A 12,448-nucleotide genomic window follows, 5' to 3' on the forward strand; every position below is an offset into this window, starting at 1 on the left:
CAGTCGCGAACGAAGGACGGGCACCGTGAGCGCGCGCGACGAGATCCTGGGGCGGATCCGGGCCGCGCGGCCGGAGGGGCGCGTCGCGGTGCCGCGCGAGTACCGGACAGTGCACGCCGCCGACACCGACCTGGTCGGGCTGCTGGTCGACCGACTGGTCGACTACCGCGCCACGGTGCGCCGGTGCGGCACCGACGAGGTGGCGGCCACGGTCGCCGAGCTGCTCGCCGGGGTGCCCCGGCTGGCGGTGCCGCCGGGCGTGCCGGAGGAGTGGCTCGCGGCGTACTCCGGCACGGTCGTGCGCGACGGGACGCCCCGCCCCCTGACGGTCGCCGACCTGGACGCGCCGGGGCTGGCGGTGCTGACCGGCTGCGCGGTCGCGGTCGCGCAGACCGGGACGTTGCTGCTCGACGCCGGGCCCGACCAGGGCCGGCGGCTGCTGAGCCTCGTGCCCGACCACCATCTCTGCGTCGTCCACACCGGACAGGTCGTCGCCGGGGTGCCGCAGGCGTTGGCCCGGCTCGCCGACCCGACCCGGCCGCTGACGCTGGTCTCCGGGCCCTCGGCCACCAGCGACATCGAGCTCAACCGGGTGGAGGGCGTGCACGGCCCGCGCCGCCTCGACGTGATCGTCGTGGACCGCTAGGGCGCCGCGGCCGGGACCGGGTCGCCGCGGCGCTGGGCGACGTGCTCCACGAGCGCGATCAGCAGTTGCTTGCCCGACTCCCGCTCGCGCGCGTCGCAGAGCAGCACCGGCACGTCCGGGTCCAGGTCGAGCGCCGCGCGCACCGATTCCGGGCTGTAGCGCTGCGCGCCGTCGAAGCAGTTGACGCCGACCACGAACGGGGTGCCGCGCCGCTCGAAGTAGTCGACCGAGGGGAAGCAGTCGGCCAACCGCCGGGTGTCGGCGAGCACCACCGCCCCGAGCGCGCCGTATGCCAACTCGTCCCACAGGAACCAGAACCGGTCCTGGCCGGGCGTGCCGAACAGGTAGACCAGCACCTCGTCGTTGATGGTGATCCGCCCGAAGTCCATCGCCACCGTGGTCGTGCTCTTCGCCTCGACGCCCGAGATGTCGTCGGTGTCGACGCTGGCGGCGGTGAGCACCTCCTCGGTCTGCAGCGGCCGGATCTCACTGACCGCCCCCACCATCGTCGTCTTGCCGGCGCCGAAGCCGCCGGCGACGAGGATCTTGAGCGCGAGCGGGACGCGTCGCCCCGCGGGGTCCGTGTCAGAGCGCACGGAGTCCATCGACCACCGCCTTGAGGATTCTGTCGTCGGGAAGCTCCGCCGCGGCCGGCGGCTCGTACATCGCGATGAGGCCGGCGGAGAGCAGATCACCGAGGAGCACCCGGACAACCCCGACCGCCAGGTCGAGTTGGGACGCCACCTCGGCGACGGAGATCGGCTGCTGCGTGATCGCGAGGATCGTGTGGTGCTCCGGCTGCAGCGACGGCGGGAGCTGCGCGCCGCCGGGCGCGCCGGCCACCACGAACGCCATCAGGTCGAACCCGCCGCCGGCCGGCTGCACCCGGCCGGCGGTCATCGCGTACGGGCGCACCACCGGCCCGGCCTCGCCGTCCAGCCAGTCGTGGTGCGGCCCGGGCGCTTCACCCATCGGACCGCGGTGTCGGCGGGCGATCCGGCGCGGTCAGGTTCTGCCCGACCCGCGTCACCAGCATCGCCATCTCGTACGCGATCAGGCCGATGTCGGAGTCCGCGCTGCTCAGCAGCGCCAGGCAGGCGCCCTGCCCCGCGGAGGTGACGAAGAGGTACGCGGACTCCATCTCCACCACGGTCTGCTGCACCGGCCCCGCGTTGAAGTGCCGGCTGGCGCCCTTCGCCAGGCTCTGGAACCCGGCGGCCATCGCGGAGAGGTGCTCGGCGTCCTCCCGGCTGAGGTCCCGCGACGCCCCCATCAGCAGCCCGTCGGCGGAGAGCACCACCGCCTGTTGCGCGGCCGGCACCCGGTCGACGAGGTCGTCGAGGAGCCAGTCGAGATGTGCGGCCTGCCTCGTCGTCTGCACCACTACACGTCCCTCCCGGAATCGGTGGATCCCCCGTCGGAGGCGGGGACAGCATCAGCCGGCGCGGCGTGCCGCGGCGCCGGCACCACCGCGGGCGGGTCGGCGGCGCGCGGGGTGGTCGGCGGCGCGGCGGGCGCGGCGGCCGGCTCGGCGCCCGCGCGGGGACGGTCGCCGAGCGGGGCGGCTCCCGGCGGGGGTGCGTCGCCGAGCGGGACGGCGGCGTCGCGGCGGCCGCGGGCGGTGCCGTCCTGCAGCGCCGACATGATGGATCGGACCTGCTGCGGGGAGCGCAGCGAGGAGGCGCGGCCGCCCGGCTCGGGGGCGGGCGGCGGCGCGGCGGGCTGCCGCAACTGCGGGGCGAGGCTGCCCTGGCGGATCCGCCGGGGCAGCCCGTCGGGCCCCACCGGGATCTCCGAGGGGGCCGCGGAGCGCGCCGGTCCGCCCGGCGAGGCGGGGGTGGCGCCGGACCGGGCCGGGGCGGCCGGCGGCGCCGGGGTGGGATCGACCGGCGGGGCGGTCGTGGTCGGGTGGGCGCCGCCACGCAGCGGCAGCGAGCCGAGTCGGGATGCGGTGCGGATCCGCCGTTGCAGCTCGCCGCCGGGCCCGTCCGCGGGCAGCGGCGCGGTGACGCGCGGGATCTCCTGGGTGGCGCCGTCGTCCGGCACCGGCGGCACCGGCGGGAGCGTCGGCGTCGGGCGCGATCCGGCGACGGGCGTCGACGGGGGCTGCGCCGCGGCGGCGATCGCCGGCCCCGCCGGCGCGGTGGGCGGGACCGGTGTCGCCCCGGAGACCACCAGGTCCGCCGGCACCAGCACGACCGCGGTGATCCCGCCGTACGGGGAGACGCGCAGCGTCACCTGCACGCCGTGCCGGGCGCCGAGCTGGGCCACCACGAAGAGTCCGAGCTGCGCGCTGCGGGCCGGGTCGAAGTCGGGTGGCTCGACGAGCCGTCGGTTCGCGTCCTCGATCGCGTCCGGGGTCATCCCCAGCCCGCGGTCCTCGATCTCGATCGCGTAGCCGTTCGGCACGAGCTGCCCGGTCACCTGCACGCGGGTCTGCGGCGGGGAATACGCCGTGGCGTTCTCGATCAGCTCGGCGAGCAGGTGGATGACGTCGCCGACGGCGCGGCCGGCGACGGAGACGCTCTCCACCGCGGTCAGGTCGACCCGGGCGTAGTCCTCCACCTCCGAGATCGCGCCCCGGATCACGTCGACCATCGGCACCGGGTTGCGCCAACCGCGGCCCGGCGCCGCCCCGGCGAGGATGACCAGGTCCTCGGCGTGCCGCCGCATCCGGGTCGCCATGTGGTCGACGAGGAAGAGGTCGCGCAGCTCGGCGGGGTCCGTGGCCCGCCGCTCCATCTTGTCGAGCACCGCCAGCTGCCGGTGCAGCAGCGTCTGGCTGCGCCGCGCGATGTTGAGGAAGACCTCCTTCAGCCCGTGCCGGACCGTCGCCTCGTCCACCGCGGACTGCACGGCGGTCCGCTGCACCTCGCTGAACGCGTGACCGAGCTGGCCGATCTCGTCGGTGCCGTACTCCAGCGACGGGACCTCCGCCGCCACGTCCACGTCCTCGCCCCGGCGCAGCCGCCCGACCACGTCGGGCAGGCGCGCCCCGGCCAGGTCCAGGGCGGCGGCGCGCAGGCCGGTCAGCCGGCGGACCAGCGAGCGGCCGACGCGGACCGAGATGACGATCGCGGTGACGACGGCGGCGAAGCCGACCAGCCCGGCGAGCGCGAGCCGGGTCAGGACGGCGAACGCGACCGGCTTGCTCCGCTCGGCCAGGTCGTCGGCCATGCCCAGCTCGAACTGGCGCAGCTGCTCGTGCACCGAGTCGTACGTGACCTGCCATTGGCCCTGCGGCACCGGCGGCGGCGCGTTGTTGCGCCCGTTGAGCAGCAGCTGATCCTCCATCTCGCGTAGCGCGACGAAGTCGTCGCCCTCGCTCAGCCGCTGGTACGCCGAGCGGCCGTCCGCGGGCAGCTCGGCGATCGCGGACGCGTAGAGGAAGCGCTGGGTACCGATGACCTCCAGCAGCTCGTTGTACTCGCCCGGACCGAACCTGCCGGCGGTGAACGCCCCCGCCAGCAGCGCGTCGGTGCGCCCGAGCACCTCGCCGGCGACGCTCAGCTCGACCAGCGCGCGCGCCGCCCGGCTCAGCGCCTCGTCGGGGAGCACCGCGACCGCCGCGAACAACCGGAACCCGGAGTCGATGACGCCGTTGTAGAGGCCGATCGCACCACCGCGGTCCATCTCGCGGCGGTCGATGAACCCGCGCGCGGATGGGAGCGCCTCCAGCGCGGTCAGCATCTGGTCGAGGTGCGCGTTGACGAGGGCGGGGGCGGCGTCGCGGACGCCGGGGTCGGCGGCGCGTCGGCGCAGTCCGGCGATCGCCTCGTCGGTGCGGGCGCGCTGCTCGGCCATGGTCGGGACCTCGCCGTGGCCGGCGAGGTAGACGACCGCGAGGCGGCGCTCCTTCTGCAGCTCGGCGACGACGAGCTCGCCGGGGCGGACCAGCTCGTCGACCATGGTCTGGGCGGAGAGCAGGCGCAGCGCCGGGTCGACGGTCAGGGTGATGGCGAAGATCCAGAGCGCCAACAGGGCGGCGATCGGGACAGCCACCATCGCGACGATCTTCGATCGGATCGACCAGTTGCGGGTATTCATCAGACCTCGCCGGGGGAAGGTGGCAGGACTGACACCGAGGCCCCACCTGTTGTCCGGGCCAGGGCTCGCGACGGGGTGGGCGTCTGCGCCTACGGCAGGATACGTAATGGCGGGCCGGGACACTACCAGACGTCGCGCCGAAGCGGTTTTGGGCAGCTACGGCCGATAACGGTTGAAACGGGACGAGGCGCCCGTCCCGCCTGGGACGGACGCCTCGTCGACGCGGCACGGCGGTCAGGAGACGGCGAGGCCGAGCCCCTCCGCCACCCGGCGGCCGTACTCCTCGTCGCACTGCGTGAAGTGGTGGACCATCTTCTCCTGGATGTGCTTGTCGCACTGCGACAGATTGTTCACCAGGTTCGTGATCAGGTCGTCGCGCTCGAAGTCGGTGAACGACCGGAACGTCTCACCGGCCTGCGCGTAGTTGTTCTGCCGCTCGATCGGCGCCTTCACGATGTGGCCGGAGACGAACGGGCGGTACTCGCGATAGGACTCGTCGGCCTCGCGCAGCCCGGCGATCGACGACGGCTCGTAGTTGACGTGCGGGTTGGCCCCCCGGTTGTCCACGCCGTACGACATCTGGCCGCCGCCCTGGTTCGTGCTGACCAGCACGTCCTCGCGCGGCCGGTTGATCGGCAGCTGCAGGTAGTTCGGGCCGACGCGGTAGCGCTGGGTGTCGGAGTACGAGAAGGTGCGGCCGACCAGCATCTTGTCGTCGGAGAAGTCGATGCCGTCGACCAGCACACCGGTGCCGAACGCGATCTGCTCGTTCTCGTTGTGGTGGTCGCTGATGTTGCGGTTGAGCGTCATCATGCCGACCGGCAGGTAGGGGAACTGCTCGCGCGGCCAGATCTTGGTGTCGTCGAGCGGGTCGAAGTCCAGCTCCGGGTGCTCGTCGTCGCTCATGATCTGCACGTTGAGCTCCCACTGTGGGTACTCGCCGCGCTCGATCGCCTCGTAGAGGTCCCTGGAGGCATGCCCGAGGTCGGTGGCCTGGATCTCCGCGGCCTGCGCCTCGGTCAGACCCTCCTCGCCCTGCTGGCTCAGCCAGTGGAACTTCACCAGCACGCCCTCACCCCGGTCGTTGACGAAGCGGTACGTGTTGACGCCCGAGCCGCGCATCGTGCGGTAGTTCTTCGGGATGCCGTACGGCGAGAACAGCCAGGTCAGCATGTGCATCGACTCCGGCGTGTTCGACATGAAGTCGAAGATCCGGTTGGGCTCCTGCCGGAAGGTGACCGGGTCCGGCTTGAGCGAGTGGATCACGTCCGGGAACTTGATCGCGTCGCGGATGAAGAAGACCTGCAGGTTGTTGCCCACCATGTCCCAGTTGCCGTCCTCGGTGCGGAACTTCACCGCGAAGCCGCGCGGGTCGCGCGCCGCCTCCGAGGAGTCCCGACCGCCGATGACGGTGGAGAACCGGATGGTGACCGGGGTCTTCTTGCCCTTGGTCTGGAAGAGCTTGGCCCGGGTGTACGTCGACGCCGGCTCGTCGCCGATCGTCCCGTACGCCTCGAACTCACCGTGCGCGACGAAGCCGCGCGCGTGCACGACGCGCTCCGGGATGCGCTCCCGGTCGAAATGGCTGATCTTCTCGAGGAAGTGGTAGTTCTCCAGCGTCGCCGGCCCGCGCGAGCCGACCGTGCGCTGCTGCTGGTTGTTGTGTACGGGGTGGCCCTGCCGCGTGGTGAGCGTGGGCTTGTCCGGGCTGCTCATCCTTCTCCTCCTCGCATCCTGCTGGCACTCGGGGCGACCCCCGACAAGGTTCGCTCCGTCAAGCGAACCCCCGTATCTGGAATGAGTCAAGTTTTGAGCCGTGCCTTTTTGGCATTTCGCGGCGTGTCGGTCGATTCGGCCGGTGTCGCGGCGACATGGATCGCGGCGGGACCGGGAATAGGGAAGACGGACGAACGACCACCCGACCCGAGGAGTCGCCGCCATGCCCGAGCAGAACCAGCGACGCGGCGCCGAGCCGGTCACCGGCATCGCGCCCGAACGTGACGAACCGCCGTACTACGAGCCGCCGGGGCCGCCGACCACCTTCGGCGCCACGACCGTCGGCGGGGCGGCGGCCGCGGCCGCGCTGGCCGGACCGCGCCGCCCCGTCAGGCTGGACCCGCGCGACGAGGACACCGTCGCCGACGGGGACGGCCCGGTCGACGAGGATCTGCCCGCCGTCGACCCGCGACACGCGGTCGCGCGGCATCGCCGGGACCGCTGAGCCGACCTGCGCATGGCCGCGCACGCCCGGGGTAGATGGACAGCCGAGGCGAGGAGGAGGCCATGACCGATCGCGATCGGGCTGTCGCCCGACCCCTGGAGGAGACGCCGGAGGCGGCCGCGGCCGTCGACGACGAGAGCACGGTGCCGCAGTTGCAGACCGGCGGCCAGCCGGACCGGGACACCCCGACGTTGATGTCGCCGCAGGACACCCGCGGCCCGATCGACAACCTGCGTGACGTGCGGACCGGCGCCGACCAGTCCTGGGACCCGGAGGACCTGGCGGTGGCCGACGGACACGACCCGACGCCGCGCAACGTCGAGCGCGCGCGGCGGGAACTCGACCGGAACGGGCCGGCGGCGATCGAGAAGACCGTGCCGTAACGCGCCGTCGGGCCGTCGCGGCGCACGACGGCACGGGTGCGCCGCGAAGACGGGGCCTGGCGCGACCGCCGAAACGGTCGCCCCAGGCCCCGCAGTGCGAGCCGGGCGGGGATTACCCCTACAGCGGCGGGTACGCGTTCGCCATCAGCTCACGGAACTGCGCCGAGAACCACGCGCCCGAGATGGGGGCGTTGGCCAGCGCGCCCGTCATGTTGTTGCCGTTGCGCTCGTTGCCGGTGTACGTCGGGTCGCACATCCGGTCGAAGCCCTTGCCGTCGTTGTTCGGGATCTCGCGGCTGGAACCGTCCGACTCGCCCGGAGGCTTGACCCACACGTACGCGTCGATGCCGGACGCCGGCGCCGCCTTCGGCCGCTCGCCCAGGCCGGCCCCGCTCTGGTTGCACCAGTTTCCGGGGTGGATCCGGCGGTCGATCCGGCCGCCGTTGACGTAGGTGTCCACGTTGGTCGTCGCGCCCGGTCCGGTCGGCCGGGCGGAGCCGCCCCAGCCGTTGCGGGAGGTGTCGATCAGCATGCCGACGCTGGAGCTGAAGCCGGCCTGGATCAGCCGCTGGCGGAACGCCTGGGCGAACGACAGCTCGTCGACGTAGAAGTTCCAGTCAATCCACTTCGACTGCCGCACCGACGTGCCGTTCACGTTGTCCGTGATCTTGACGTACGGCTCGACCAGCGCGGAGTAGTTGGCCGTGTTGGTGATGAAGCCGTGCACGTTGTTCAGGGTGCTGCCCGAGGCGCGGGCGGCCGTGGCCATCATGTCGGCGCTGGGGCCGAAGTTGGTGTCCCAGCCGATCCAGCCGTGGTGGGCGGCGTCGATGTAGTTGTAGACGTTGGGGATCGCGCCCAGCTTGGCCAGGGCGTACCCGACACCGTCGACGTAACCGCCGTTCGACTTCATCGTGGCGCACTTGGCGATGTTGGTGTTGGTGACCAGGTTGGGCAGCGAGTCAATCTCGATGATCGCGATGATCCGCAGGTTGCGGTACTTCTGGTCGCCCATGATCGCCGCGATCGGGTCGATGTACTGGCTCTTGTAGCGCGGCAGCTCGTCGACGCCGAGCTCGCCGTTGGAGGCCAGCGCCGAGCAGTCCCGGCCGGGCAGGTTGTAGATGACGAACTGGGCGTAGCCGGCGCCCTGCGCCAGCGCGGCGTCCAGGTGGTCACGCAGCCCCATCGGGCCGTTCGACTCGCTGTCCGGCGTGCCCTCGATGGCGGCGATCCGGTCGAGCCAGACGGCCGTCGGGTTGTTCGAGACGCGGTTGCCGCCGGGCTCCGACTCGGCCTTGGCCTTCCACTCCGGGTTGACGTAGCCGCGCACGCCCACGTACGGGTTGTCCACCCGGGTCCCCGACGGCGGGTTGGTGGGCGGGTTCGTCGGCGGGTTCGTCGGCGGGTTCGTCGGCGGGTTCGTCGGCGGGTTGGTCGGCGGGTTGGTCGGCGGGTTGGTGGGCGTCGTGCCGCCGTTGCAGGTCGTGCCGTTGAGCCGGAACGACGTCGGGGCGGTGTTGGTGCCCGAGTAGGTGGCCTGGAAGCCGACGCCTGTGCTCGCGTTGGTCGCGAGCGAGCCGTTCCACGACGCGTTCTTCAGCGTCACGTGCCGGCCGGACTGGGTGTACGTGCTGCTCCAGGACTGCGTGACGGCCTGGTTGCCGGCGAAGTCCCACTCCAGGGTCCAGCCGCCGCTGATCGGGTCACCGAGGTTGGTGATGTTGACGTTGGCGGTGAAACCGTTGGACCACTGGTTGACGGAGTAGTCGACCCTGCAACCGGCCGCGGCGTTGGCCTGGGTTGCCGCGACGACGACGACCCCGGAGCCGAGCAGCGCGGCGGCGGCCGCGGTCAGCCCGCGACGCCATCGCGCGCCCCCGGCGCCGTGGAGTGAATTCAGGTTCATGCGGAGTGTCTCCTCGGACAACTCTGGTCACCCGGCGAGAACGATGCCGCCGACGGTGACGGGGACCGGTGCTCGCCCGGCCGCGGCACGGTGGCCGTGGTGGACGTCGCGATCGCCGGTTCCGGTGCCCCGGGTGCCCTCGGCGACTCAGCTGCGCTGGCTCCGCTGCGCGAATTGACAGTCATCATGGCATGGGAACGCTCCCACTGCAATGGACGACGATCGCTTCCACTCGATCGAAGGTTTCTTTCACGCCAATCAATGCGTACGGTACTTGTCGTCATCGATCGAGGGAGGCTCCATGACACACCCCGCCCACCCGTCCCGGCGCCGGCTGCTCACCGGCGCTGCCGGCCTCACCGGCGGCCTGCTGATCGGCGGACTGATCCGGCCCGACGCCGCGCGCGCGGCCGTCACCCCGCCCCGCGTCTACACCCGCGCGGAATGGGGCGCCCGCCCCGCCACCGGCGCCATCCGCTACCTGGACCGACAGCCGGACCACATCGTCGTGCACCACACCGCCGGCACGAACGTCACCGACTACTCGCTCGCGGCCGCGTACCGGTGTTCAAAGTGGATTCAGGATCTGCACATGGACCAGAACGGCTGGATCGACTCCGGCCAGCAGCTGACGATCAGCCGCGGCGGCTACGTGATGGAGGGCCGGCAGCTCAGCCTGCGGGCGATCCGGGAGGGGCAGCACGTCAGCGGCGCGCAGACCGCCGGCCACAACGACCACACCATCGGCATCGAGAACGAGGGCATCTACGTCTCGGCGCCGGTCCCGGCCGCGCTCTTCGGCTCACTGGTGCAGACCTGCGCCTGGCTCTGCCAGGTCTACGACCTCGACCCGTTCGCCGCGATCGTCGGCCACCGCGACTACGTCGCCACGCAGTGCCCCGGTGACGTGCTCTACGCGCGACTGCCGGAGCTGCGGCAGAAGGTCGCGGCGGCGCTCTGAGCACCATCCCCCGTCCGTGTATGAAGAAATCTTTAGGTGGTATTGCGATCTTGGGCAGTTAACTTCAAAGATTGCTCTCAATCACCGCGATCCTGGGGAGGATTCATGAGCACCACCGACAGCGGCGTCGGCCGCCGGTCCCTGCGCCGGCTGCTCACCGCCGGCCTCAGCCTGGTGGCCGCCGCCACCGCGATCGTCGCCGTGAACGCGGCGCCGGCCCAGGCCGCCACGACCGCCGGCATCGACATCTCGCACTACCAGGGCTCCATCAACTGGAGCAGCGTCCGCAGCGCCGGCATCGAGTTCGCGTTCATCAAGGCGACCGAGGGCACCAGCTACAAGGACCCGCAGTTCAACACCAACTACGTCAACGCCTACAACGCCGGCGTCATCCGCGGGGCGTACCACTTCGCCCGCCCCGCGGCCTCCTCCGGCGCCGTCCAGGCCAACTACCTCGCCAGCAACGGCGGCGCCTGGTCCGCCGACGGCCGCACCCTGCCGGCCGCCCTCGACATCGAGAACAACCCGAGCGGCGCGCAGTGCTACGGCCTGAGCACCACGGCCATGCGCAACTGGATCCAGGACTTCCTGAACACCTACCGCTCGCGCACCGGCCGCTACGCCGTCATCTACACCACGACCAACTTCTGGAACACCTGCACGGGCAACTGGACCGCCCCATGGGCCAACCACCCGCTCTGGGTCGCCCGCTGGTCCAGCACCGTCGGCGCCCTGCCCGCCGGCGCCTCCGTCTGGAGCTTCTGGCAGTACACCGCCACCGGCCGGGTCTCGGGCATCTCCGGCGACGTCGACCGCAACTACTGGAACGGCACCCGCGACCGCCTGGTCGCCCTGGCCAACAACACCTGATCCGCGTCTCCCCCGCCGACCGGGAGGAGCCCTTGCCGGGGCTCCTCCCGGTGGCGTCCGGGCCCTTGGCGGCCACGGTCGACACACAGGCGCAGGGGGCGGGGATAGCGCTTTCTCATTGACATTTGTAGATCGAACGTGTGACGCTCGGCTACGCAGTCGCAGGAGCCATGCAGGTGCGGGAGCAGGGGCAGCTTCCCGCGTACCCGATTCGTCCGCCGTGCCCGCGCACGGCGATGCCGGAGGCTCCGATGTCATCTCTCCCCCATGCCCGCAGACCCCTGACCCTGCGCGCGCTGGCCGTGGCCGCCACCGCGCTGGTCCTGTTGACCACCGTGCTCGCCGACGTGGCGTCCGCGCACGGCTCCGCGATCGAACCGCCGTCCCGCAACTACGGATGCTGGAAGCGGTGGGGCAACGACTTCCAGAACCCCGCGATGGCCACCGAGGACCCGATGTGCTGGCAGGCCTGGCAGGCCGACCCGAACGCGATGTGGAACTGGAACGGCCTCTACCGCGACGGCGTCGCCGGCAACCACCAGGCCGCCGTCCCGGACGGCCAGCTCTGCAGCGCCGGTCAGACCGGCGGCATTCGGTACGCCGCGTTGGACAACCCCGGACAGTGGCGGGCGCAGCAGGTGAACACCGACTTCGGCGTGACCGTGCACGACCAGGCCCGGCACGGCGCGGACTACTTCCTGGTGTACGTGACGAAGCAGGGCTTCGACCCGACGCGGCAACGCCTGCGCTGGAGCGACCTGGAGCTGCGCACCCAGACCGGCCGCTACGCCCCCGGCGCGGGCACTCCGATCAACGACCCGGTGCTCAACGGCGTCTCCAACACCATCAGCGTCAGCGCGCCCGGCCGCACCGGCCGGCACATCGTCTACACGATCTGGAAGGCCAGCCACTCCGACCAGACGTACTACTTCTGCAGCGACGTGACCTTCCCGGGCGGCTCGGGCGGCGGCACCCCGCCCACCACACCCCCGACGACGCCGCCGACCACCCCGCCCAGCACGCCGCCGACGACCCCGCCGACCGGCGGCTGCTCCGTCACGTACGCGGTGACCGGGCAGTGGTCGGGCGGCTTCCAGGCCGACGTCAAGGTGACGGCCGGATCGTCGGCGATCCGGGGCTGGACGATCAGCTGGACCTTCCCCAATGGACAGCAGGTCGCCTCGGCGTGGGGCGCCACCGTGACGACCAGCGGGTCGACGGTCACCGCCCGCAACGTCGACTACAACGGCGGCCTCGCCGCGGGCGCGAGCACCAGCTTCGGCTTCATCGGGTCGTGGACGGGCAGCAACACCGCACCGACCCCGACCTGCGCGGCTTCCTGACCGTTCTCCGGGCCGGCGCGCGCGGCCGCCCCGCGCCGGCCCTTGACATCCCCGACCGGCCCACTAAC

At 71.9% G+C, this 12,448-nt stretch carries 12 protein-coding genes; 6 read left to right on the forward strand and 6 right to left on the reverse strand.

Annotation, left to right across the window (positions count from 1 at the left end):
* The first annotated feature begins 25 nt into the window (after positions 1-25).
* On the forward strand, positions 26-646 hold the full coding sequence (locus BLW47_RS00370; protein WP_091549967.1) for a LutC/YkgG family protein: 621 nt from the start codon (positions 26-28) through the stop codon (positions 644-646).
* Here the strand turns inward: BLW47_RS00370 and BLW47_RS00375 are convergent.
* The 5 genes from BLW47_RS00375 to BLW47_RS00395 form a co-directional block, all read right to left on the reverse strand.
* Positions 643-1,251 carry a GTP-binding protein gene (locus BLW47_RS00375; RefSeq protein ID WP_091549969.1) on the reverse strand — a complete coding sequence of 203 codons (609 nt, stop codon included), beginning with the start codon at positions 1,249-1,251 and terminating at the stop codon, positions 643-645. The two genes, BLW47_RS00370 and BLW47_RS00375, sit on opposite strands and share 4 nt — an antisense overlap.
* Complete coding sequence (locus tag BLW47_RS00380) at positions 1,232-1,618, reverse strand: DUF742 domain-containing protein (RefSeq protein WP_091549971.1); 387 nt, start codon at positions 1,616-1,618, stop codon at positions 1,232-1,234. Before BLW47_RS00380 ends, BLW47_RS00375 begins: the two co-directional genes overlap by 20 nt.
* Positions 1,611-2,030, reverse strand: coding sequence for a roadblock/LC7 domain-containing protein (locus BLW47_RS00385; RefSeq protein ID WP_091549973.1), 420 nt, complete (start codon positions 2,028-2,030; stop codon positions 1,611-1,613). The genes BLW47_RS00380 and BLW47_RS00385 overlap by 8 nt, the downstream gene beginning before the upstream one ends.
* Positions 2,030-4,693 carry a sensor histidine kinase gene (locus BLW47_RS00390; RefSeq protein WP_175543452.1) on the reverse strand — a complete coding sequence of 888 codons (2,664 nt, stop codon included), beginning with the start codon at positions 4,691-4,693 and terminating at the stop codon, positions 2,030-2,032. Before BLW47_RS00390 ends, BLW47_RS00385 begins: the two co-directional genes overlap by 1 nt.
* 234 nt (positions 4,694-4,927) lie before the next feature.
* Positions 4,928-6,409, reverse strand: a complete 1,482-nt coding sequence (locus BLW47_RS00395) for a catalase (RefSeq protein ID WP_091549976.1) — start codon at positions 6,407-6,409, stop codon at positions 4,928-4,930.
* A 223-nt stretch (positions 6,410-6,632) separates the two neighbouring features.
* Between BLW47_RS00395 and BLW47_RS00400 the strand changes: the two genes are divergently transcribed.
* The gene (locus tag BLW47_RS00400) at positions 6,633-6,914 is read left to right on the forward strand and encodes a hypothetical protein (RefSeq protein ID WP_091549978.1); all 282 of its coding nucleotides are present in this window, start codon (positions 6,633-6,635) and stop codon (positions 6,912-6,914) included.
* Positions 6,915-6,976: 62 nt separating this feature from the next.
* Entirely contained in the window at positions 6,977-7,297 is a 321-nt protein-coding gene (locus tag BLW47_RS00405; RefSeq protein WP_091552270.1) for a hypothetical protein, read from the forward strand.
* A 118-nt stretch (positions 7,298-7,415) separates the two neighbouring features.
* Here the strand turns inward: BLW47_RS00405 and BLW47_RS00410 are convergent, their stop codons facing one another.
* Entirely contained in the window at positions 7,416-9,206 is a 1,791-nt protein-coding gene (locus BLW47_RS00410; protein ID WP_091549979.1) for a glycoside hydrolase family 6 protein, read from the reverse strand.
* Between the two features lie 301 nt (positions 9,207-9,507).
* Here BLW47_RS00410 and BLW47_RS00415 point away from each other — a divergent pair, with 301 nt between their 5' ends.
* From BLW47_RS00415 to BLW47_RS00425, 3 genes are all read left to right on the forward strand, one after another.
* On the forward strand, positions 9,508-10,167 hold the full coding sequence (locus BLW47_RS00415; protein ID WP_091549982.1) for a peptidoglycan recognition protein family protein: 660 nt from the start codon (positions 9,508-9,510) through the stop codon (positions 10,165-10,167).
* 105 nt (positions 10,168-10,272) lie between these two features.
* Positions 10,273-11,037, forward strand: coding sequence for a lysozyme (locus BLW47_RS00420; protein WP_091549984.1), 765 nt, complete (start codon positions 10,273-10,275; stop codon positions 11,035-11,037).
* 251 nt (positions 11,038-11,288) lie between these two features.
* Positions 11,289-12,380 carry a lytic polysaccharide monooxygenase auxiliary activity family 9 protein gene (locus BLW47_RS00425; protein ID WP_091552273.1) on the forward strand — a complete coding sequence of 364 codons (1,092 nt, stop codon included), beginning with the start codon at positions 11,289-11,291 and terminating at the stop codon, positions 12,378-12,380.
* The last annotated feature ends 68 nt before the right edge of the window (positions 12,381-12,448 follow it).

It is taken from the genome of Micromonospora pattaloongensis (genome assembly GCF_900107255.1).
Lineage (GTDB): Bacteria > Actinomycetota > Actinomycetes > Mycobacteriales > Micromonosporaceae > Micromonospora_I > Micromonospora_I pattaloongensis.

What these genes read in the sequence shown, in the direction of transcription:
- BLW47_RS00375 (WP_091549969.1), bottom strand. Translation starts at nt 1,251, where the DNA reads ATGGACTCCGTGCGCTCTGACACGGACCCCGCGGGGCGACGCGTCCCG.
- BLW47_RS00380 (WP_091549971.1), bottom strand. Translation starts at nt 1,618, where the DNA reads ATGGGTGAAGCGCCCGGGCCGCACCACGACTGGCTGGACGGCGAGGCC.
- BLW47_RS00390 (WP_175543452.1), bottom strand. Translation starts at nt 4,693, where the DNA reads ATGAATACCCGCAACTGGTCGATCCGATCGAAGATCGTCGCGATGGTG.
- BLW47_RS00395 (WP_091549976.1), bottom strand. Translation starts at nt 6,409, where the DNA reads ATGAGCAGCCCGGACAAGCCCACGCTCACCACGCGGCAGGGCCACCCC.
- BLW47_RS00400 (WP_091549978.1), top strand. Translation starts at nt 6,633, where the DNA reads ATGCCCGAGCAGAACCAGCGACGCGGCGCCGAGCCGGTCACCGGCATC.
- BLW47_RS00405 (WP_091552270.1), top strand. Translation starts at nt 6,977, where the DNA reads ATGACCGATCGCGATCGGGCTGTCGCCCGACCCCTGGAGGAGACGCCG.
- BLW47_RS00410 (WP_091549979.1), bottom strand. Translation starts at nt 9,206, where the DNA reads ATGAACCTGAATTCACTCCACGGCGCCGGGGGCGCGCGATGGCGTCGC.
- BLW47_RS00415 (WP_091549982.1), top strand. Translation starts at nt 9,508, where the DNA reads ATGACACACCCCGCCCACCCGTCCCGGCGCCGGCTGCTCACCGGCGCT.
- BLW47_RS00420 (WP_091549984.1), top strand. Translation starts at nt 10,273, where the DNA reads ATGAGCACCACCGACAGCGGCGTCGGCCGCCGGTCCCTGCGCCGGCTG.
- BLW47_RS00425 (WP_091552273.1), top strand. Translation starts at nt 11,289, where the DNA reads ATGTCATCTCTCCCCCATGCCCGCAGACCCCTGACCCTGCGCGCGCTG.